This is a genomic window from Rhodopseudomonas sp. BAL398, assembly GCF_033001325.1.
In the GTDB taxonomy this organism is placed as follows: domain Bacteria; phylum Pseudomonadota; class Alphaproteobacteria; order Rhizobiales; family Xanthobacteraceae; genus JARJEH01.
The window spans coordinates 2,626,072-2,645,005 of the sequence record NZ_CP133111.1 but is presented as its reverse complement, the minus strand read 5'-3'; the positions used below and the strand labels follow the sequence as shown (position 1 = coordinate 2,645,005).

20 protein-coding genes are annotated in these 18,934 nt (G+C 66.4%); 9 read left to right on the top strand and 11 right to left on the bottom strand.

The genetic code is table 11. From position 1 onward, the window contains the following. Nucleotides 1–63: 63 nt before the first annotated feature. Nucleotides 64–690: a DUF2147 domain-containing protein gene (locus RBJ75_RS12620; RefSeq protein ID WP_044418370.1), complete on the top strand. Its 627-nt coding sequence runs from the start codon at nt 64–66 to the stop codon at nt 688–690. Between the two features lie 793 nt (nt 691–1,483). On the opposite strand, the gene cowN is transcribed toward RBJ75_RS12620, so the two are convergent. Next, nucleotides 1,484–1,798: a N(2)-fixation sustaining protein CowN gene (cowN, locus tag RBJ75_RS12615; RefSeq protein WP_044410955.1), complete on the bottom strand. Its 315-nt coding sequence runs from the start codon at nt 1,796–1,798 to the stop codon at nt 1,484–1,486. A gap of 53 nt (nt 1,799–1,851) precedes the next feature. After that, nucleotides 1,852–3,849, bottom strand: a complete 1,998-nt coding sequence (locus tag RBJ75_RS12610; protein ID WP_044410953.1) for a hypothetical protein — start codon at nt 3,847–3,849, stop codon at nt 1,852–1,854. Between the two features lie 148 nt (nt 3,850–3,997). Between RBJ75_RS12610 and RBJ75_RS12605 the strand changes: the two genes are divergently transcribed. After that, nucleotides 3,998–4,267 carry a type II toxin-antitoxin system ParD family antitoxin gene (locus tag RBJ75_RS12605; protein WP_044410951.1) on the top strand — a complete coding sequence of 90 codons (270 nt, stop codon included), beginning with the start codon at nt 3,998–4,000 and terminating at the stop codon, nt 4,265–4,267. 9 nt (nt 4,268–4,276) lie between these two features. After that, nucleotides 4,277–4,588, top strand: a complete 312-nt coding sequence (locus tag RBJ75_RS12600) for a type II toxin-antitoxin system RelE/ParE family toxin (protein WP_044410949.1) — start codon at nt 4,277–4,279, stop codon at nt 4,586–4,588. A gap of 37 nt (nt 4,589–4,625) precedes the next feature. Here the strand turns inward: RBJ75_RS12600 and RBJ75_RS12595 are convergent, their stop codons facing one another. Then, entirely contained in the window at nt 4,626–5,687 is a 1,062-nt protein-coding gene (locus RBJ75_RS12595; protein ID WP_044410947.1) for a UPF0104 family protein, read from the bottom strand. A 375-nt stretch (nt 5,688–6,062) separates the two neighbouring features. On the opposite strand from RBJ75_RS12595, the gene RBJ75_RS12590 reads away from it, so the two are divergent. Continuing rightward, the gene (locus RBJ75_RS12590; RefSeq protein ID WP_044410945.1) at nt 6,063–6,569 is read left to right on the top strand and encodes a ferritin-like domain-containing protein; all 507 of its coding nucleotides are present in this window, start codon (nt 6,063–6,065) and stop codon (nt 6,567–6,569) included. 263 nt (nt 6,570–6,832) lie between these two features. Here RBJ75_RS12590 and RBJ75_RS12585 read toward each other — a convergent pair whose 3' ends face one another. Further along, entirely contained in the window at nt 6,833–7,270 is a 438-nt protein-coding gene (locus tag RBJ75_RS12585; RefSeq protein WP_044414963.1) for a hypothetical protein, read from the bottom strand. A gap of 91 nt (nt 7,271–7,361) precedes the next feature. On the opposite strand from RBJ75_RS12585, the gene RBJ75_RS12580 reads away from it, so the two are divergent. Beyond that, nucleotides 7,362–7,976 (top strand): hypothetical protein, encoded by a 615-nt coding sequence (locus RBJ75_RS12580; protein ID WP_044414961.1) that lies wholly within the window; start codon nt 7,362–7,364, stop codon nt 7,974–7,976. Nucleotides 7,977–8,157: 181 nt separating this feature from the next. Here the strand turns inward: RBJ75_RS12580 and RBJ75_RS12575 are convergent, their stop codons facing one another. Both RBJ75_RS12575 and RBJ75_RS12570 read right to left on the bottom strand, forming a co-directional pair. Then, the gene (locus RBJ75_RS12575; RefSeq protein ID WP_044414959.1) at nt 8,158–8,583 is read right to left on the bottom strand and encodes a universal stress protein; all 426 of its coding nucleotides are present in this window, start codon (nt 8,581–8,583) and stop codon (nt 8,158–8,160) included. A 155-nt stretch (nt 8,584–8,738) separates the two neighbouring features. Continuing rightward, nucleotides 8,739–9,269, bottom strand: a complete 531-nt coding sequence (locus RBJ75_RS12570; RefSeq protein WP_276156634.1) for a SixA phosphatase family protein — start codon at nt 9,267–9,269, stop codon at nt 8,739–8,741. 95 nt (nt 9,270–9,364) lie between these two features. On the opposite strand from RBJ75_RS12570, the gene RBJ75_RS12565 reads away from it, so the two are divergent. Together RBJ75_RS12565 and msrB are read left to right on the top strand one after the other, a co-directional pair. After that, the gene (locus RBJ75_RS12565) at nt 9,365–10,810 is read left to right on the top strand and encodes an NAD(P)/FAD-dependent oxidoreductase (RefSeq protein ID WP_276156633.1); all 1,446 of its coding nucleotides are present in this window, start codon (nt 9,365–9,367) and stop codon (nt 10,808–10,810) included. Between the two features lie 128 nt (nt 10,811–10,938). Beyond that, nucleotides 10,939–11,430 (top strand): peptide-methionine (R)-S-oxide reductase MsrB, encoded by a 492-nt coding sequence (gene msrB, locus RBJ75_RS12560; protein ID WP_044415595.1) that lies wholly within the window; start codon nt 10,939–10,941, stop codon nt 11,428–11,430. 168 nt (nt 11,431–11,598) lie between these two features. Here msrB and RBJ75_RS12555 read toward each other — a convergent pair whose 3' ends face one another. Both RBJ75_RS12555 and RBJ75_RS12550 read right to left on the bottom strand, forming a co-directional pair. Further along, entirely contained in the window at nt 11,599–11,859 is a 261-nt protein-coding gene (locus tag RBJ75_RS12555) for a CopG family ribbon-helix-helix protein (protein ID WP_044415597.1), read from the bottom strand. A 161-nt stretch (nt 11,860–12,020) separates the two neighbouring features. Beyond that, entirely contained in the window at nt 12,021–12,749 is a 729-nt protein-coding gene (locus RBJ75_RS12550) for a DUF1003 domain-containing protein (protein ID WP_044415599.1), read from the bottom strand. Between the two features lie 192 nt (nt 12,750–12,941). Here RBJ75_RS12550 and RBJ75_RS12545 point away from each other — a divergent pair, with 192 nt between their 5' ends. Beyond that, nucleotides 12,942–13,217: a type II toxin-antitoxin system Phd/YefM family antitoxin gene (locus RBJ75_RS12545; protein ID WP_044415601.1), complete on the top strand. Its 276-nt coding sequence runs from the start codon at nt 12,942–12,944 to the stop codon at nt 13,215–13,217. Between the two features lie 111 nt (nt 13,218–13,328). On the opposite strand, the gene RBJ75_RS12540 is transcribed toward RBJ75_RS12545, so the two are convergent. The 3 genes from RBJ75_RS12540 to RBJ75_RS12530 form a co-directional block, all read right to left on the bottom strand. Continuing rightward, entirely contained in the window at nt 13,329–13,598 is a 270-nt protein-coding gene (locus tag RBJ75_RS12540) for a hypothetical protein (protein ID WP_044415616.1), read from the bottom strand. 53 nt (nt 13,599–13,651) lie between these two features. Then, on the bottom strand, nt 13,652–14,128 hold the full coding sequence (locus RBJ75_RS12535; protein WP_052629012.1) for a DUF411 domain-containing protein: 477 nt from the start codon (nt 14,126–14,128) through the stop codon (nt 13,652–13,654). 120 nt (nt 14,129–14,248) lie between these two features. After that, nucleotides 14,249–15,748, bottom strand: a complete 1,500-nt coding sequence (locus tag RBJ75_RS12530; RefSeq protein WP_044415602.1) for an ATP-binding protein — start codon at nt 15,746–15,748, stop codon at nt 14,249–14,251. Nucleotides 15,749–16,285: 537 nt separating this feature from the next. Between RBJ75_RS12530 and RBJ75_RS12525 the strand changes: the two genes are divergently transcribed. Then, a complete protein-coding gene (locus tag RBJ75_RS12525) occupies nt 16,286–18,895 on the top strand; it encodes an autotransporter domain-containing protein (RefSeq protein WP_160297961.1) in 2,610 nt (869 codons plus the stop codon). Nucleotides 18,896–18,934: the final 39 nt, after the last annotated feature.

Genomic DNA, 18,934 nt, shown 5'->3' with positions numbered 1-18,934 from the left:
GGCGCTGGCTCTGCGGCGCGATCCGCCATAATGTTGTCCCATCGCGATGTTTCTGGTGAGGGCATGAAGACACACAGCTGGTTCCGCGCTTTGACTTTCGCCGCCATCGCCGCCCTATCCGGCCTGGCCCTGTTCACCGCTGCGCCGGCCCAGGCGGCCGAGCAGCCGAGCGCTGCCGGGATGTGGCAACGCAGCGAGGACGGCAAGCCCGTGCTCTGGCTGCTGATGCTCGACCGCGGCGGCGGCATGTATGAGGGCGTGGTCGCCAAGACCTTCCCCAAAGCGGGAACCAAGGAGGTCGAGGTCTGCGATGAATGCGAAGACGATCGCAAGGGCCAGCCGGTGCTGGGGATCTCGCTGATCCGCGACATGAAACGCAACGGCCTGAAATATCTCGGCGGCAATATTCTCGATCCGCGCAATGGCGATATCTGGAAGGCCCAGCTCACCGTCAGCCCGGACGGCCAGTCGCTGACGCTGCGCGGCTATGTGCTGACCCCGGCGCTCGGCAAGGACGAGACCTGGCAGCGGCTGCCCGACACCGCGATCGCCGAGCTCGATCCAGCCATCATCGAGAAGTTCCTGCCGGAGCAGGCCGCGGCGATGAAGCTCGGCGCCGCCAAGCCCGGTGCGCCCAAGCCCAGTCCCAAATCGATGCACCATACGTCGCCGGCGCGCGCGGCGAAGTAATCGCCGCAACTCCACGCTGCCCCGTCCGGCGCAATGAGATGGCCGGTATTGCGTCGTGAGATGATCGGTGTCCCGGACGCGCTGCAGCGCTCTTGCGCTGCTGCGCAGAGCCGGGACCCCGCTTTTGGCGCCCACAATAACAGCGGGGCCCCGGCTTAGCAGCGCACCACGCCGCTGGCGCGGCGCGTTGCGCAGCATCCGGGGCACGGGGCTTGCCGGCGCGTTTTTCAGGTAGGTTGATTTGCTTGCGACCAAGCAGCCGTGTCCCGGACGCGCTGCAGCGCTCTTGCGCTGCTGCGCAGAGCCGGGACCCCGCTTTTGGCGCCCACAATAACAGCGGGGCCCCGGCTTAGCAGCGCACCACGCCGCTGGCGCGGCGCGTTGCGCAGCATCCGGGGCACGGGGCTTGCCGGCGCGTTTTTCAGGTAGGTTGATTTGCTTGCGACCAAGCAGCCGTGTCCCGGACGCGCTGCAGCGCTCTTGCGCTGCTGCGCAGAGCCGGGACCCCGGTTTTGGCGCCCACAATAGCAGCGGGGCCCGGATCAGCAGCGCACCACGCCGCTGGCGCGGCGTGGTGCGCAGCATCCGGGGCACGGGGCTGGCTGGCGCGTTTTTGAGTGAGTTGATCTGCTGCGACCAAGCAGCCGGTGTCCCGGACGCGCTGCAGCGCTCTTGCGCTGCTGCGCAGAGCCGGGACCCCGCTTTTAGCGGCAACAACAATAGCGGGGCCCCGGCTTAGCAGCGCACCACGCCGCTGGCGCGGCGCGTTGCGCTGCATCCGGGGCACGGGCGCTTACATGCAGGTGACTTCGAGGTCCTCGAGCAGGGCCAGGGTTTCGCTGTCGTCGAGATCGTCGAGCAATTCGCGGATGGTCGGCAGGAAATTGTGCAGTACCCGCAGATCGTCCATGCCGCGCTGATGCGCCAGCTCGCGCTGGCGGCTGAAATAGGCCCAGAACGGGTTGTCGTCGCGGTCGATATGCAGCTGCAGCCGGTCGATCACCCGTTGCGACTTGGCCTCCCAGTCGGCGTTCTTGAAGCTGACATAGCGGTCGAACGGCTTGTCATCCGAGGTTGTGGAAGCTTCGGGATCGAGCGGCGAGGTCATTGCGGTCTCCGGTGACGTCGGCGGGGCCGGTGGTGAGAAATCGTCGGCGTGCTTTATCGCGTTCCGGGCGTCGCTGTCGCGCCATTTTCGCGGCTCGCCGGGGTCTTGAGCGGCGGCAGCGGCTGTTCGATGACTTGCGGCAAGGGCGGCAGTTCGAGCACTGCGGCCGCCACCGGCGCCGCCGCATCCGCCATCGCGGCGTGGCCTTCGGCGGTGGGATGCACCGCGCCGCCATAGACCGCCGACAGCACGCCCCAGGTGGCATCGTGGATGTCGGATGGCTGCTGCGCGCCCGGCAGGCCCTGCGGATAGGTCATCGCCGCGAAATAGCTGTCATTGGCGTCGCGGATCCAGCGCGCCCGGGGCAGATAAGCGCGGAAATTGCTGGCGCCGATGCCGCAGGCCATCGGCGAGGCCGCCGCCGCCACCAGATCCTTGGTGAAACTGTCGCCGCTGGTGGAGAAGCAGCTGCGGTCGAATTCCGGATCGCTTTCGGCGCGGGCGCAGAAGCCGTGATCGGCGAAGGCGCGCTGATGCGAATCCACCAGTGTCATGCGGTCGGCTTCCGGATCGCGGCACAACACGCCGCCCTGGCACAGCGCCAGATTGCGCAGCTGCGGCAGAAATTCGTTCTGCACGAAGCCGGACACAGCGGCCAGCCGCCGCGGATCGGCGTTGAACGAGGGGTGGATGTCGAAGCCGGCGGGGCCGCCGGGACAGGTGGCGCCATTCGCCAGCGCCGGATTGGCGTAAGAGACATAGACCACCCGCGACAGATCGCCGACCAGCGGCTTAAGCGCCTCGCGCAGCCGCGCAAACGATTGCGGCAGTTCGCGGGTCAGCGCCTTGCGCGATTCGTCGATCGAACCGATCACCCCGGAGCGGCGGAACAGGGTGCGTTCGGTGGGATTGTCGACGATGACGTCGGCGACCAGCCCGGAGAAGTTGATGTCGTTGGCGCCGACCGACAGCAGCACCAGATCGAGCGCGCGGTCGGGCTGGCGCTTCTTCACCGCCGCCATCGCGGCGCGCAATTCGGCGATCTGGGCGTCGACGCTGCCGCCGCAATTCATCCCGCCCTTGCTTAGCAGGCATTCGCGGGCGCGCTGCGAGCCGAGCATGCCCTCGGCTATGGTGGCGCCGCTGCAGCCCAGCGGCAGCATGGTGACGGCGATATGCGGATAACGCACCGCCAGCGCCAGCGCGGTACGGGTCTGGTAGCTGTAGAGCGAGCGATGGCACGGCGAGTTCATCCACAGCGCGCTGTGGCGCTGCCAGGCCTGCAGCGTATCGGGCGCCTCGCAGGCGCGGCCGCCCTTGAAGCCGGCGCGGCTCGGCCGGTAGAACTGGCCCGACAGGCCGAGATAAGAGCGAAAGCAGAAGCCGTCATCGGCCAGCGCGATCTCGCGGTCGGGATTGCCTTCGCCCGAGGCGATCGAATCGCCGAGCCCGGCGACCAGGATGTCGCGCACTGCGATCTCGCCGGTAATGCGTTGCGGCGCCTCGGTACCGCTGCTGACATCCACCGTGACATTGGTCGGGCGGCCATAGCGGGCGCGGAAATTGATCGGTTCGGCGCAATCCAGCGTCGAGGTCCGCGGCGTGTCGCCGTCGTCGAAGCTCCAGGCGCAGATCGCGCCGACCGGAACGAGGCCGGCCAGCCGCACCGTCACCGGATGATCGGTCGGGGTCAGGTAGCTTTCCTTGACGCCGTCGCGGGTGCAGGGTTCGGAAACCTTGCCGGCCAGATCGATGCACAGCCGCTTGACGGCATTGCGGGCCCAGCCGCGGCCGTCGCTTTGCAGCTCCAGCGCGTCCTCGGAGGCCAGCACGCTGCGGCCGCGCAAGGCGTCGGTCTGCAGCTTGAAGTCGCGCTCCTCGCGGAACAGCCGGAATCTGTTGCGGACCTCCCAGGTGATCTGCATCGCGGCGTCGGGGTCGGGCTGCGCCTGCGGCGCTGCCTGCGGAACGGCCGGCTGCGCGATGGCGGCCGAGGTGAAACCAGCGCCGGCCAGCACGGCCAGCAGCGCGAACAGGCGGATCGGGGACATTGTACTCATGCGGCTTTTGACGCCCAGGATGGGGCGGAAATAAGAGAGAAACCGGCGTAACCGGGCTCATCTTCGATGCGCCTAGGTGTCCACGCGATTGCGGCCGGTGTCAAGAAGTAGTAAGATTTACCACTCCAAAGGAAGCACCATGGCGAACATCGAGAAGGTCAGCGTGGCCCTGACCGGCGAGCAGGTGTCGGCGCTCAAGGCGGCGGTCGAGGCCGGCGAATATGCCACCACCAGCGAGATCGTGCGCGAGGCGCTGCGCGACTGGCAGATGAAACGCGAATTGCGCCAAGAAGACATCAAGCGGCTGCGCCAGCTCTGGGATGAGGGCCTTGCCAGCGGTTCCGCCGGCGAACTGGACCTCGCCGAACTGCGCCGCGACGCCCGGGCGCGGCTCGATGGCAAGGCGTGAATCCTTGCCATGGCGATCAGGCTCGACTGGTCGAACGCCGCGCGCGCTGACCTGCTGGATATCTATCTGGGCATCGCTGTCGAGCAGCCGATGGCGGCTGATCGCTGGCTTGATCGGATCGTCGCCAAGGCTCGTCTGCTGACGGTGCAGCCGCGGATCGGCGCGCGGCGATCCGATATCCGGCCCTCAATGCGGATGCTGGTCGAGGCCCCCTATTTGATTCTGTACCGTACCGATCCCGACACGGATGAAGGTCCGCTGCGCGCGGTCGAGATCATCCGTGTGGTGAGCGGGCGCAGAGATTTGGCAGCTTTGTTCTAGGCTAACCCGACCGATCGCCTTGCCGGCCGCGCCGGCGCTACAGCTTCGATGCCGGGTGGTGGGCGATGCGGCGGACCGGGGCGGCGGCGGTGCCGTGGGCGAGCGCGGCGCGGCGTTTCTGCCAGGGCAGCACCACGCTGAGCCAGATTTCGCGCAGCCCCATGATCGAGATCGCGACCCCGAACGGCAGGATGAAATACAGCACGCGGTAGATCAACAGCGTGGCGATCACCTGTTCCTGGGGGAATTGCGGCAGCGCCACCAGCATCGCGGCGTCGAACACGCCGAGGCTGCCGGGGGCATGGCTGGCGAAGCCGAGCAAGGTGGCGAGGATGAACACCACCGCCAGCGAGATGAAATCGATCGAAGGCGAGTTCGGCATCAGCAGATACATTGCCAGCGCGCAGAAGCCGAGATCGACCACGCCGATCAGCACCTGCACCAGCGTCAGCCGGGCCGAGGGCAGCACCACTTTCCAGCCGTTCTGGCCGAGTTCGCGGCGCTTCTTGGCCGTTGCCAGCCAGACGAAATAGGCCGCGATGCCGCTGAGGCAGCCGACCCCGATCAGGCGGTTGATGTAATCGGGCAGCAGATCCATCGCGCTGGCCGCCGACGGATGCCAGATCAGCCCGATCCCCAGCACGAACAGATTGCCGAGCCAGAAGGTGAGGCCTGAGACGAAGCAGATCTTGGCGACGTCGATCGCCGTCAGGCTGTAGTCGGAATAGATCCGGAACCGGATCGCGCCGCCGGTGAATACCGTGGCGCCGATATTGTGGCCGATCACATAGCTGGTGAAGCTCGACAGCGCCGCGATCCGGTACGGCACATGCAGCTTGCCGATCGTGCGCAGCGCGAAAAAATCGTAAAATGTCAGGGTGCAGAAGGCGCCGAGCACGCACAGCGCCGCAAGGCCGATCTCGGCCGGGTGCTTCTCGGTGATGGCGACAAGAATGACGCTGCTGTCGACGCCCTTGAGGGTGCGAACCAGCGAGGTGATGGCGAAGGCAACAATGAGGATGCTCGCGACGATCCCGACCCGTTTCCAGCCGACATGTCTCTTGAAGCCACGCCCCAGCGCGGTCAGCACTCGATGCATTTGTCCTCCCGGCGGGGCGGCAACATGGTGAGCGCCGATCGCAGTGATATTCGGCAAACGGCCGCCAACCTACTCATTTACGCGGTATTCCATAGGGCAAAAGCCGCCCAAAGTGCAATCCAAACGGCTGCGGCAACAAGACCGGGCATCCTTGCGGCAGCGTATGCGAAGAACCCTTGATGTAACGCAAACTCGACTTGTCGTCACGACATGGCCGCCATCGCCAAGCTGGCCGGATCGGGGCCGCGATGATGCGCATATCCGACGCTGCCGAGGAACAGACTTCCGCTGCCCTGGTTAATATCGCTCATGCCAACGGAGCATCGCGGCCGCACGTGTCAGGCTGTCATGTTCCCCACCGGGAGGATCTTGAACATGGGACTTTTCACCAAGGACATCAAGACCATGGACGATCTGTTCGTGCATCAGCTGCAGGATATCTATTATGCCGAGCAACAGCTGGTGAAAGCGCTGCCGAAAATGGCCGACAAGGCCACCGACCGGCAGTTGAAGCAGGGGTTCATGACCCATCTGGATGAGACGCGGGAACATGTGCAGCGCCTGGAACAAGTGTTCGAGATGCACGGCGCCGAGGTCAAGGCGGTGCAATGTCCGGCAATCGACGGTATCATCGCCGAGGCCAACGAGACCGCCGGCGACGTCGCCGACAAATCGGTGCTCGACGCCGCCTTGATCAACGCCGCCCAAGCCGCGGAGCATTACGAGATCGCCCGTTATGGCAGCCTGATCTCCTGGGCCAAGCAGCTCGGCCGCAATGATTGCGCCGCTGTGCTGCAAAAGACCCTCGACGAAGAAAAGGCCACCGACCGCAAGCTGACCACTTTGGCGGAGGGCGGCGTCAACCTTCGCGCCGCAAGCTGACGCTGCCGGGACCACCGGCTGAGACAAACCGCCGCGCAGGGTGTTGCGCGGCGGTTTGCCGCGACAATCCGTGTCCCGGGCGCGATGCGGCATTCTTCATGCCGCGTCGCAGAACCGGGACCCCGCTATCAGCGGCACCAAAAACAACGGCGTGGCCCGGCAACATAGCGGGGCCCGGCTTAGCAGCGGGCCCCAAGGGCGGCGTGCTGCGCTGCATCCGGGGCGCGGGAAGTGATTTGCGTGAATGGATTTGCGTCCGGCACTCACGCCCGGCGCAGCGCGAAATAGGCGCCGCAGAAGGCCATCACCACGCCGAGGCATAAGGTCGCGAGCCCCGTCAGCACGCCGGCGATGGTCGGCAGCGGCGACGGCGCCGACGCGGCCTGGCCGGCTGCGGCCAGCACCAAGACGCCGATCGCGATCAGGAATTGCCGCATCCGCGGTGGGAGCTGGCCCGACACCGCACTATCCATCAGCGTCGCGGTGAAGTAACCGCCGGCAAAGCCCGCGGTCGCCACCAGCCACCACGCCATCGCGGCGCCGGCCGGCATGAAGCTGTCGGGGTCGTTGCGCCACAGCCCGCCGAGATCGAGCCCGAAGCGCTGCCCCAGCATGTGCAGCGCCAGCGCCAGCAGCATCCCGGAAATCATCGCGGCGGCCAGGATCAGGCGGCGCGGAAAATAGGCGGCTTGTTCGGCCATGGGCGCTCGTTCGCTGCGACGGCAATGTGCTAAGGCGTTGTAGGAAAACCGCGGCAGCTGTGCAAGCCGCGAGGAGGTCGTCGCATTGCAGGTGCCGTTCAGGAATTCAACCAAGGCCAAAATTCCAAACAAGGACAAGCCCGCGCCCGGCACCGCCTACGCCTATAAGGCGTCGCTGATCGGCGCCGCGCAGCAGTTCGAACTGACCGAGGGCGGGTTGTCGTGGCGGGTCGGCGGCAAATCCGGGCTGTGGCCCTATGACCGCATCGCCAGCGTGCGGCTCAGCTACCGGCCGGTGTCGATGCAGTCGCGGCGGTTTCGCGCCGACATCGCCGATCGTGGCGGCGGGCGGATCAGCATCATCTCCACCACCTGGCATACCGCGGCGCTGATGGCGCCGCAGGACGAGGCCTATCGCGCCTTCATCATGGCGCTGCACCGGCGAATGCAGCAGGCCGGCAGCCAGGCCGCGCTGGTCGGCGGGCTGAAACCGGCGATCCATATCGGCGCGATGGTGCTGATGGCGCTGCTCGGCGTGGCGATGACCGGGCTGCTGGCGCGCGCGGTCGCCACCGCGCAATGGGGCGGCGTGCTGTTCATCGTCGGCTTCGTGGCGCTGTTCGCCTGGCAGATCGGCGGCTTCATCCGCCGCAACAAGCCGCGCAGCTACACGTTCGACGATCTGCCGAAGGGGTTGCTGCCGTAAGGCGGAGGTTGTTGTTGAAGTCTGTCATTCCGGGGCGCGAGCCACTAGGGCGAGCGAACCCGGAATCTTGCGGCGGGTGATGGCGCTGGGTGCGTGGCGCGAGATTCCGGGTTGGCTTACGCTGGCGCGGTTCGCGCCCCGGAATGACAGCCTCGCGTATCACCTCACCGCGCCGCCGCGCTCACTTCCGCACCACCAGCACCGAGCAGGTGGCATAGCGCACCACATGGCCGGCGTTGGAGCCGAGGAAATAGGTGCGCATCGCCGGCTTGTGCGAGGTCATCACGATCAGGTCGGCGCCGCAGGAGGCGGCTTCCTCGAGGATCTCGTGATAGATCCCGCCATGCCGCACCACGCTGGAGATCCGCGCCGCGTCGATGCCGGAGTCGCGCGCCACCTGGGCCAGGCTCTGCTCGGCCAAAGCGCGCTGCTGGGCGTCGAAATCCGCCGGGACATATTCGGCCAGCATCACCGGCGTCATCGGCATCACATTGATCAGCCGGATGGTGCCGCTATTGGTCTGCGCCAAGGTCGCGGCGGTGTCGATCGCCGGCTTGGTCAGCTCGGTTTCGGACAGGTCGATCGGGACCAGAATCGATTTGAACATGGTCTGCCTCCGGGTAGGCCTCGGGCGCAGTGTAGATCAAATCGCGCACGATGGCGCGGCTTTGTCGGCGATCGGTTGTGCGCCGGGGCAGGCGGCGGGATTGCGGGTTCGCTCGCAGCACAGCTGCGCTCGCCCCGGAATGACGCATCCGGGCGTTACAGCGCCTCGCGCAAAATCTTCGGGCTGACGAAATGCGCCAGCCGGCCGCGGGCGAAACTGGCGTCGGCCCAGTCGGCGCAGTCGAAATCGATCACCGCCAGCCCGCTGGTCGGCAGGTTGCGCGACAGCGCGTTGCGGTCGGCGGTGGCGCCGTCGCAGATCATCGCCAGCGCCAATTCGTGCAGGCCGGGATTGTGGCCGACCACCAGCAGCCGCGGCAGGTCCTGGGCGTCGCGGATCGCCTGCAGCAGCGCCTGCGGTCCGGCGACGTAGAGCTCCGGCAGATGCGACACCGCCGGCTTGGGCAGCGCCTCCGCCAAAGTGGCGGCGACGATCTCCCAGGTCTGCTGGGCGCGCACCGCGGTGGAGACCTGCACCTGCTCGGGCAACAGATGATGGCGCAGCAGCCAGTCGCCGATCCCGGCGGCGTCGGCGCGGCCGCGCTCGTCGAGCCGGCGATCGCGGTCCTTACCGCTTGGCGCGTCGGTCTCGGTCTTGGCGTGGCGCAGCAGAATCAATCGACGCATGTGAGCTATCCGAACGGGAAACCAGCCTGCGCATTAATCGAGAAGCCGCCACAGGACAAGGTGACAAGCCTGCCGGCTGTCCGTAAGAAATCGGTATGACCGAGCTCTCGACAAGTGCCACCGGACCGGACGACGCAGCCGCGACGCTGCGGGCAGTCGCGGCGGGTTTTTCGATCCCGCACCGCGATCGGCTGACTTTCAACCTCGACGTCGATGTCTGCGTGATCGGCGCCGGCCTCGCGGGCCTCTCTGTGGCACTGGAAGCGGCCCGGATGGGCGCCAGCGTCGCCGTGCTGGAGGGCAGGCAGGTCGGCTGGAACGCCTCCGGCCAGCAGCTCGGCACCGTGATGCCCGGCTTCGGCGTGCCGATCGGCGATCTGATCGCGCGGATCGGCTTCGAGGACACCCGCGACCTATGGTCGCTGGCCCGCGACGGGATGGAGCTGGTCCGCGCACGCGCCGCCGAGGCGGCGATGCCGGGGATCAATCTGACCAGCGGGGCGCTCGAAGTCTCCAATGTCGATATCGGCGACCGGCTGATCGGCCGGCTGCAGATGCTGGGCGAGGATTTCGGCACCGAGGTCGAGGGCTGGCAGATCGACCGCGTCCGCGACGTGCTCAAGACCGACCGCTATTTCCACGCCATCCATTATCCGACCGCGTTCCAGTTCGACGGCCGCCGCTATCTGCGCGGCCTCGAGGCGATGGCGCGCCAGGCCGGGGTCCGGATCTTCGAGGACAGCCCGGTGGTCGGCATCGACCATTCCGGGATCCGCAAGCGAATCGTCACCCCGGAAGCCCGGCTGCGCGCCGCCGACGTCGTGCTGGCCGGCAATGTCCATCTCGGCAGCCCGATGCAGCGGCTGTCGGACACGCTGCTGCCGGTGTGGCGCTATGCGGCGCTGACCCAGCCGCTCGGCGCGCGGCTGGCCGAGGCCATCACCTTCGCCGGCTCGGTGACCGATAACGACGGCATCGATCACTACCGGATCGTCGATGGCGACCGGCTGCTGTGGTCGAGCCCGGAAACCACCTTTCCGGTCGATCCGAAACGGCGCGGCGGCGCGATCCGGCGCCGCATCCGGACGGTGTTTCCGCAACTCGGCGCGGTCGAGCTGGACCGGGCCTGGAGCGGGGTGGTGGGCCAGACCGTGCATGGGATGCCGCAGATCGGGCAATTGCGCCGCGGGCTGTGGGTCGCCAGCGGCTTCGGCCGCCAGGGCCTCAACACCACCGCGATGGCCGGGCAATTGATCGCGCGCGGCATCATGCATGGCGATACCCAATGGCGGCTGCTGTCGCCGTTCGAACTGGTCTGGGCCGGGGGCCGCATCGGCCGGATCGCCGGCCAGGCGATCGGCACCGTGGCTCGCGCCGGCGCCGGCGCCGCCGGCCTGCTGGCACGCTACCGCGAACGCGCCGCGGCGCGCGAGCGGGTCCGCGAGGCCCGGCTCGCTGCGGCCAATCGCGGCGCCCGGGTGGCGACGCCGCGGCCAAAGCAGCCGGAACCCGCCGTCCCGGACGAGAGCAACGTGGCTTGAGCTCGCTCCGCTCCCGACATTGTGAGCATGGCCGGGCAGCCGCGATGTAACTTACGGCGATGCCGGCCGTAACTTGGGCAATGCCCTCATCCTGGCAATAAATTTGCCGCGCTTCGCACGGAGACACCATGATCGATCGCCGCATCCTGCTCGCTTCCGTCGCCATGGCGGCGCTGTTCGGCTTTCGCTGGCTGCAGCCGGCTCGCGCCACAGAGAAATTCGAGATCGAAAAGACCCCCGAGGAGTGGAAGCAGCAGCTGACGCCGATGCAATTCCATATCCTGCGCGAGGAGGGCACCGAGCGGCCCTATTCGAGCCCGCTGCTGAAGGAGCACCGCAAGGGCACCTTCGCCTGCGCCGGCTGCGACCTGCCGCTGTTCTCCTCCGAGACCAAATTCGACAGCGGCACCGGCTGGCCGAGCTTTTGGCAGCCGCTGGCCAACGCCGTCGGCGAGCGCAAGGACGGCTCGCTCGGCATGACCCGGACCGAAATCCACTGCCGCCGCTGCGGCGGCCATCTCGGCCACGTCTTCGACGACGGCCCCAAGCCGACCGGGCTACGCTATTGCATGGACGGTTTTGCGCTGGTGTTCCACCCGGAGACGGCGAAGCCGAGCTGAGGGGAGCTTTGTTGCGCCGATCGCGGCCGGTTCAGGCTGGGGCCGGAAAGTTACGCGCAGATCGAATATCGCGCAGAAACGCGGCTGCTGCTGCAGGGCTTCTATCTGCGAGGTAGTTGGCTTCGTGCAGCAGGTACGTGCGCGCTGCTCCGGATAGCCTGACTTTCATCAAGCCGCCTTGGCGTTGACGATGGCTTCGATTTCCTTGATCACGTCATCCATGTCATGGACGTCGCCGGCGGTGATCTGTTCGCGCCCTTTGACGACAGCGAGAATGTCCGCACCTTCACCTGCGAGATAGGCCTTCAACGCGCGCACGATGACCCAACTCCTGGTGCGATCGGATGCGGATGCGATTGTCTCGATTTGTTGCAAAACGTCGCGCGGAAGGCGAAGCGTCAGGGGCTCGGAGAGTGGAGTCTTGCTCATCGAATTCGCCTTATTTGTAATACATCGTATTACAAATAAGGCGTGGCGCAAGAATGGCGTGCATGGACGGGTTTCGGCTGGTTGTTCACCCGGCGACGGCGAAGCCGAGCCGAGGGGCTGTTTGCAAGCGGCTTCGCCGCGCGGTCTGCGCAGATCCGGCCTCATCGTTTACGCGCCGACAGGTCGTCCATGATCTCGATCTGGATCTGCTGGATCTCGGCCAGCCGCTCCCATTGCCGGTTGATCAAGTGATCCAGCTTCTCATGCAGGTGGCGGATTTCGAATTCCGCCTTGAGATTGACCCGGTAGTCGTTCTCGGACCGTAGCCGGTCTTTCGCCTCCTGCCGCCTTTGGCTCATCATGATGATCGGCGCCTGGATCGCCGCCAGACAGGAGAGCACGAGGTTGAGCAGGATGAACGGATAGGGATCGAACACATCGCGCGTCGTCGCCCATGCGTTGAAACCGATCCATCCGATCAGAACCACGAAAAAGCTGATGATGAAGCTCCAGCTGCCGCCGAACTCGGCGACATGGTCGGCCACGCGCTCGCCAAAGGTTCGCTTTTGCGCCCATGCGGTCTCGATATCGCGGGCAACGGTTTCTTCCCGGGCCAGGCTTTCGACCACCTGGCGTTCCAGCACCGTCAACTCTCCGCGCTCGCGCTCCAGCAATTGCTGCACATAGCGGGTGCGCTGCTCGGTCAGATGCTTGCGACAGATCATGTCGTCGGCGGACAGATCGGGATGCGCGGCCGACAACCCGGAAGCCAGCGACGGCCGCACCGTTCCGAAGGCGATCGGTTCGCGCGCGATCTCGCCGCAAATCGCGCATTTGCGCCGAACCGCCTGCCGGCGCGGTTTCGGCTGCGCGGCAAGTGGATCACTCATCAGACCGGCCCATTCCTTGAAATTGATCGACTGCCGCCAAGACGGCGGCTCGATGCCGGACCGTAGCGCCGCAGGCCGAGGTTTTGACAGGGACGTGCGGCGTTTTTGTTGGTCTTCGAGATGATCGAGCCATCTCCTTGACAAAAATGCTCGCTGTACAAACTATTGTACAATGCCCCCGGAGATGCCGCGATGAGCCACGTGTCCTATAGCGAGCTGCGCAACAACCTCGCCTCCTACATGGACCAGGTCTGCGACAGCCGCGATGCGCTGCATGTGACAAGGCAGAATGCCCGCGGCGCGGTGATGATCTCCGAGGAGGAATATGACAGCCTGATGGAGACCCTCCATCTGCTGAAAAGCCCGGCCAATGCCGTGCGGCTGCTGCGCTCGATCGCGGAGGCCGACAGCGGCACCACCGCCGAGCATGAGCCGATCGAAGCCGGAGCGGCCATTTCGGCCAAATGAAGCTGCTGTGGACCGAGAGCGCGTGGGTGGACTATCTGCACTGGCAATCGGCCGACCCAAAGATGCTCGCTGCGTGTCGCCCGGGCCACGAGGTCTCCGCTGGCCGTCCGCTCACGCCAATGCGCGCCATTTTTCGGTGGCGATGATGGCGCTGTCGCGCAGGCGCTCGGCGGGCTGGCCGCGATGCAGCGCCTTGGCGAATTCGCAGATCGCCAGGAAGGCGGAGGATCGCGCCTCGTGAACTTCGAGCGGATGGTCGCGGCCGTCGCCCTTGACCAGCCTGGTCAGTCCCTTGAGGATCGGCAGCGCGGTTTGCGGCTCGACGTTTTCGGTCCGATTTAGGCTCTGCCAAACCAGTTCCGCAGCTTCTGACTCGCTCACGCCTTGCGCTCCACACGGTGTCGGTTGCGGCATGGTCGCCGCCATCTCGCCCCTCAACCCGCAATCTCCCGCCGCCCCTGGAACCGGGCATAGGGCTGCTGCGTCGCGCCTTTGAATGCGGCCACTTCATAGGTGTCGCGGGCGCCCGGCACATCCATGCCCGGCGCGCTCATCGGCATGCCGGCGACGGCGAGGCCGGTGAAGGCCGGCCGCTCACGCAACAGCCTGCGGATGATCGGAGCGGGGACATGACCTTCGATGACATAGCCGCCGATCTCGGCGGTGTGACACGACCATAGCGGCTGCGGCACGCCGAGCGCAGCCTTGACCCTCTCCATGTCGACCGCCTCGATGGTCTCGACGACAAAACCGTCGTCTTGCAGATAGGTGACCCATGCTCCGCAGCAGCCGCAGCTGGGATCCTTGGAGACGGTCATCTTCGGCAGCGCCGTTTGCGCCAATCCGGTGCCGGACACCAGTGGCAGCAGCGCCGCCCCGATGGCGAATTGGCGGCGGGATATTGGTTTCATCGTCGACCTCGCTGTTGCGGCGCATTGACGCCGAAAACGGGCGCGATTGCCTTGATATGGCTCAACCGGTGCGCGGGCCGCCCCGCAAACCAGATCGCGCCGCGCATCCCGCGCGAGGTGTCACTGCGAGTCGCAAGCCTGCGCCGGCGCTTCCTCGGCATTGGGGTCGCCCGGCGCGGTGGCCCAGGCCAGTTCGACCAGGGTCACGGTGCGCTTGCCGGTGCCGTCGAACTGGCACACGATCAGGCCCTGCTCCTCGATATAGGTCAGGATCCGGCGCGCCCGGCGCAGCGAGTGCGAGCCATAGGCCCGCGCGATCGCGGCGTCGCCGGGGCAGGGCCAGCCTTCCTTGGCGGCGCGGGCGATCATCATGAAGATGCCCTGCATATCCTCGGGCAGGATCGCGGCGCGCGCCGCGACATCCTGCCAGGCGTCGTCATCGGCGATCTCGGAGCCGAGCCCGGCGCGGGCGCGGGTCAGCATGTGGCGGAAGTCGCCGAGGTCCGGCACCGCGGCGCCGAGGCCCTCGATCCGGCAGCGCACCACGAATTCCTGATACAGCACGCCGACGGCGCGAAAGCCGGCGTCGGGCTCCGCCATCACGGCGCGCAGAATGCGATCGACGCGCTCGCGCCGCTGCGCCAGCTCCTCGTCGCTGACCGCCGGTTCCACGGGGTCGGGGCGGATCTCCAGCGCGGCGGCCTTGGCGGCCATCAGCTGGCCGAGCAGGTCGGGCGCCGATCGGCGCTGCGGCCGGCTCGGCTCCGCTGGCGGCGCCGCCAGGATCATGGCGTGGGCGTCCGGCGTGGCCTGCGGCAGCGGCATCAGCCGCGGGATCGCATTACGCGGCTGGGTGTCGGTCGGTCCGATCCGCAACTGAAGCGGCCGGCGCGATAGCGCCGGGCCGAGCGCCATGAATTGCCCGCGCTCCAGATCGCGGAACGACTCGGCCTGGCGCCGGTCCATGCCGAGCAGATCGGCGGCGCGCGCCATGTCGATGTCGAGGAAGGTGCGGCCCATCAGGAAGTTCGACGCCTCGGCGGCGACGTTCTTGGCGAGCTTGGCCAGCCGCTGGGTGGCGATGATTCCGGCCAGGCCGCGCTTGCGGCCGCGGCACATCAGATTGGTCATCGCGCCGAGCGACAATTTGCGCGCTTCGTCGGAGACTTCGCCGGCCACCGCCGGGGCGAACAGCTGCGCTTCGTCGACCACCACCAACATCGGGTACCAGTGATCGCGGCCGACCTCGAACAGCCCGTTCAAAAACGCCGCCGCGCGCCGCATCTGGTTCTCGGCGTCGAGCCCCTCGAGATTGAGGATGGTGGAGACGCGATGGATCCGGGCGCGCTCGCCGGCGACCTGCAGGCCGCGCTCGGTATGGACCTCGGCATCGATCACCAGATGGCCGAAGCCCTCGGCCAGGGTGACGAAGTCGCCTTCGGGATCGATGATGGTCTGCTGCACCCAGGGCGCGCTTTGTTCCAGCAGCCGGCGCAGCAGATGGGATTTGCCGGAGCCTGAATTGCCCTGCACCAGCAGGCGGGTGGCGAGCAGTTCCTCAAGGTCCAGAGTAGCCGCGGCCCCTGCCGTGGTGTGTCCCATCTCGATCGCAACCGTCATCTCGACTCAACCGCTCCCTTGAGAAGGGGGCTTATCAATCCGGTCGCAGCCCGTCGAGCGGCCAGGGTGCGCGGTCCACCGGTCTGCGTCAGGGCGCGAGCGATTATGCCCCGGTGTTGCATCGGCAGGGGCGCATGCGAGCCGAGGCCGGTGGAAATCCGGGCGTCGCGCGGCCGCGACGATAATATGCTCTTGGCCGAGACCAAAGCGTCGTTTACCGTCGCTGCGATAGCCAGACTCCGATTCTTGGATGTTGGCTCCACGGCCGCGATTGGGACGTCGCGGATCGCCACGCTTTCCGACCTGTCGCAAGAATCGCTGCAGAACAGCCGACTAACGCATCCAGTCCCGTATTGGAGCGACCGCGCTATCACGGTCGATGATTTGACTGCAACCGGTGTTGGCCAAATCGCTGATGCCGGACACATCAACGACTTCGAATTGCATTCGCCGCCGTCGAAGAAAAACAAAGGGGCTGGCGTGATGTTGTCGAGCAAAGTTTCCGTTTTGATCAGGGCTGTGCGCGACGACCGTCACGTGACATCCGGAGTTCGCGCCGCGCTATTGGCGGGAACCTGCCTGTGCACTGCGCTGATCGCGGCGACTCCTGCCGCAGCGGTGGATGGAACCTGGTTCGGGACATTAAACTCGTTGTGGAACATCGGCACCAACTGGTCCTCGACGCCGACGGTGCCCGACGGAACCGCAACCTTCACCAATAATTCGGCGCCGACGGACGTGACGGTCACAAGCACCGCCACGCTCGCGGAGATCCTGTTTACCGGCACCGCGCCGGCCTATGTCATCCGCACCGGTTCGGCCGGACCGAACATGACGCTGACCGGCCTGGGCATCGTCAACGACTCCGCCAATGTCCAGACGTTCAATGTCGGCGGCGGCCTGATTTTTGAAAACAGCAGCAGCGCCGGCAGCAACGTCTCGATCGTCGGTGGCAACTGGCTGCAGTTCAAGAACAGCAGCACGGCTGGCCGTGCCGCTATTGTCAACAACAATACTGCAGACTTCACCGATACCAGCTCCGCCGGCAACGCCGTTATCACCAACAACGCCTTCTTGGTGTTCGACACCAACAGCACCGCCGGAAACGCCACCATCACCACCAACAGCACTACGCAAGGCACGACTTTTTACGACAACAGCACCGGCGGCAACGCGCAATTCATCACCAATGCCGGCGGGTTTGTCGATTTCTCGACCAGCACTGGCCCGGCGGGCGACAACAGGCTGACCGCGGGCTCGATCGCCGGCGCGGGAAATTACTATCTCGGCGCCAACCAGCTCAGCGTCGGCGGCAACAATCTGAGTACGATCGTTTCGGGCATCATCAGCGATTGCGGAACGGGCGGCGCGGCATGCGGCGCGACCCCTGTGAGCGGGGGCGGGCTGGCCAAGACCGGCACCGGCACAATGACGCTGTCGGGCAGCAACACCTATACGGGCGCTACCAGTGTCAATGCCGGGACGCTGAATGTCGCCGGCTCGATCAGCTCGTCTGTTCTGACCACAGTCAATAGCGGCGCGACGCTGACCGGCATCGGCACGGCCGGAAATACAGTCGTTGCCGGCGGCACATTCGCGCCGGGCTCCGGCACCGCCGGGTCGTCGATGACGGTGGCCGGCACGCTGGGTTTCAATGCCGCCGCGACCTATCTGGTCAATGTCGATCCGACCGCTTCGTCATTCGCCAAGGTGACAGGCACGGCGACGCTGGGCGGCGCCACCGTCAATGCCAGCTACGCGCCCGGCAGCTACATCGCCAAGCAATATACCATCCTCACCGCCGGCGGCATCAGCGGCAGCTTCGGCGCGCTGAGCGCCAGCAATCTGCCGGCGAATTTCAGCAACGCGCTGAGCTATGAAGCCACCCATGCCTATCTCGATCTGACGCTGAGTTTCGTTCCAACACCGACGCCGACACCAGAAGCGCCGAAACCGACGCCGGCCTATGCCGCCGGGCTGAATGGCAATCAGATCTCCGTTGGTAACGCGCTCGTCAATTACTTCAATTCCACCGGCGGCATTCCGACAGTGTTCGGGACGTTGTCGGCCAACGGTCTGTCGCAGGCGTCCGGTCAGCCCGGCGCCTCGACCGCGCAGTCCGGCAGCGCCGCGGTCGGCCAGTTCGTCAATACGCTGTTTGCCGATGCCTTTGGCACCGGCAGCACCGGCGACGGCGGGGCCCTCGGTTTCGCCGATGCCGAGACGGGCCGGTCGGTTTCGTCCGCGGTCAGGGACGCCTATGCGGCGGTGACGCCGCGCGCTCGCATGGCGCCGGCGTTCGAGGGCGGCTGGGGCGGTTTCGCCTCGGTCTATGGCGGCAACAACCAGGTCAGCGGCGATGCCGCGGCCGGCACCTCCACCACCACCAGCCGGGCCTATGGGGCGGTCGTCGGCGCCGGCTATCATTTCACGCGGGACACCCAGGCGGGTTTTGCGCTCGGCGGCGCCAGCAGCGATTTCGCCATCGACGGCGGCTTCGGCGGCGGCCACGCCGAGATTCTCAACGCGGCATTGTTTGCCAAGCATGAGATCGGCGCGGCCTATCTGGCCGGCGCGGTGACCTATTCCTGGCAGAACACCCGCACCGAGCGGACCGTGACGATCGCCGGCATCGATGTGCTGCGGGCCAAGTTCAATGCCAATGCGCTGGCGGCGCGGCTTGAAGGCGGCTGGCGCCATGCCACGCCGCTGGTCGGCATCACGCCCTATGCGGCCTTGCAATCGACCACGTTCTTCCTGCCGTCCTATGGCGAAACCGCGAGCGCCGGCAGCAGCCAGTTTGCGCTGAGTTACGAATCCAAACGAGCCACCACGACCCGGACCGAACTCGGCGCGCGTTTCGACAAGACCATGCTGGTCCAGGGCGGCCTGCTGACGCTGACCAATCGCACCGCCTGGGCGCATGACGCGAATATCGACCGGTCGGCGACCGCCACGTTCCAATCGCTGCCGGGCGCGACCTTCACCAGCAATGGCGCGCTGCCGTCGCCCAACGCGGTGCTGGCCTCGCTCGGCGCCACCATGGCCTGGCACAATGGCTGGTCGGTCGCCGCGCTGGCGGATGGCGAGTTTTCACGCACCACGCAGGTCTACACCGGCAAGGCGACCGCGCGCTTCGCCTGGTAGGACAACCACCGCCATCGCCGCACGGTGCGACGCCGCGAT

Excerpts from the sequence above, each read along its gene's own strand:
- RBJ75_RS12610 (WP_044410953.1), bottom strand. The coding sequence starts at position 3,849 with ATGTCCCCGATCCGCCTGTTCGCGCTGCTGGCCGTGCTGGCCGGCGCT.
- RBJ75_RS12605 (WP_044410951.1), top strand. The coding sequence starts at position 3,998 with ATGGCGAACATCGAGAAGGTCAGCGTGGCCCTGACCGGCGAGCAGGTG.
- RBJ75_RS12565 (WP_276156633.1), top strand. The coding sequence starts at position 9,365 with ATGACCGAGCTCTCGACAAGTGCCACCGGACCGGACGACGCAGCCGCG.
- msrB (WP_044415595.1), top strand. The coding sequence starts at position 10,939 with ATGATCGATCGCCGCATCCTGCTCGCTTCCGTCGCCATGGCGGCGCTG.
- RBJ75_RS12575 (WP_044414959.1), bottom strand. The coding sequence starts at position 8,583 with ATGTTCAAATCGATTCTGGTCCCGATCGACCTGTCCGAAACCGAGCTG.
- RBJ75_RS12600 (WP_044410949.1), top strand. The coding sequence starts at position 4,277 with ATGGCGATCAGGCTCGACTGGTCGAACGCCGCGCGCGCTGACCTGCTG.
- RBJ75_RS12530 (WP_044415602.1), bottom strand. The coding sequence starts at position 15,748 with ATGACGGTTGCGATCGAGATGGGACACACCACGGCAGGGGCCGCGGCT.
- RBJ75_RS12570 (WP_276156634.1), bottom strand. The coding sequence starts at position 9,269 with ATGCGTCGATTGATTCTGCTGCGCCACGCCAAGACCGAGACCGACGCG.
- RBJ75_RS12545 (WP_044415601.1), top strand. The coding sequence starts at position 12,942 with ATGAGCCACGTGTCCTATAGCGAGCTGCGCAACAACCTCGCCTCCTAC.
- RBJ75_RS12590 (WP_044410945.1), top strand. The coding sequence starts at position 6,063 with ATGGGACTTTTCACCAAGGACATCAAGACCATGGACGATCTGTTCGTG.
- RBJ75_RS12620 (WP_044418370.1), top strand. The coding sequence starts at position 64 with ATGAAGACACACAGCTGGTTCCGCGCTTTGACTTTCGCCGCCATCGCC.
- cowN (WP_044410955.1), bottom strand. The coding sequence starts at position 1,798 with ATGACCTCGCCGCTCGATCCCGAAGCTTCCACAACCTCGGATGACAAG.
- RBJ75_RS12535 (WP_052629012.1), bottom strand. The coding sequence starts at position 14,128 with ATGAAACCAATATCCCGCCGCCAATTCGCCATCGGGGCGGCGCTGCTG.
- RBJ75_RS12550 (WP_044415599.1), bottom strand. The coding sequence starts at position 12,749 with ATGAGTGATCCACTTGCCGCGCAGCCGAAACCGCGCCGGCAGGCGGTT.
- RBJ75_RS12595 (WP_044410947.1), bottom strand. The coding sequence starts at position 5,687 with ATGCATCGAGTGCTGACCGCGCTGGGGCGTGGCTTCAAGAGACATGTC.
- RBJ75_RS12555 (WP_044415597.1), bottom strand. The coding sequence starts at position 11,859 with ATGAGCAAGACTCCACTCTCCGAGCCCCTGACGCTTCGCCTTCCGCGC.
- RBJ75_RS12585 (WP_044414963.1), bottom strand. The coding sequence starts at position 7,270 with ATGGCCGAACAAGCCGCCTATTTTCCGCGCCGCCTGATCCTGGCCGCC.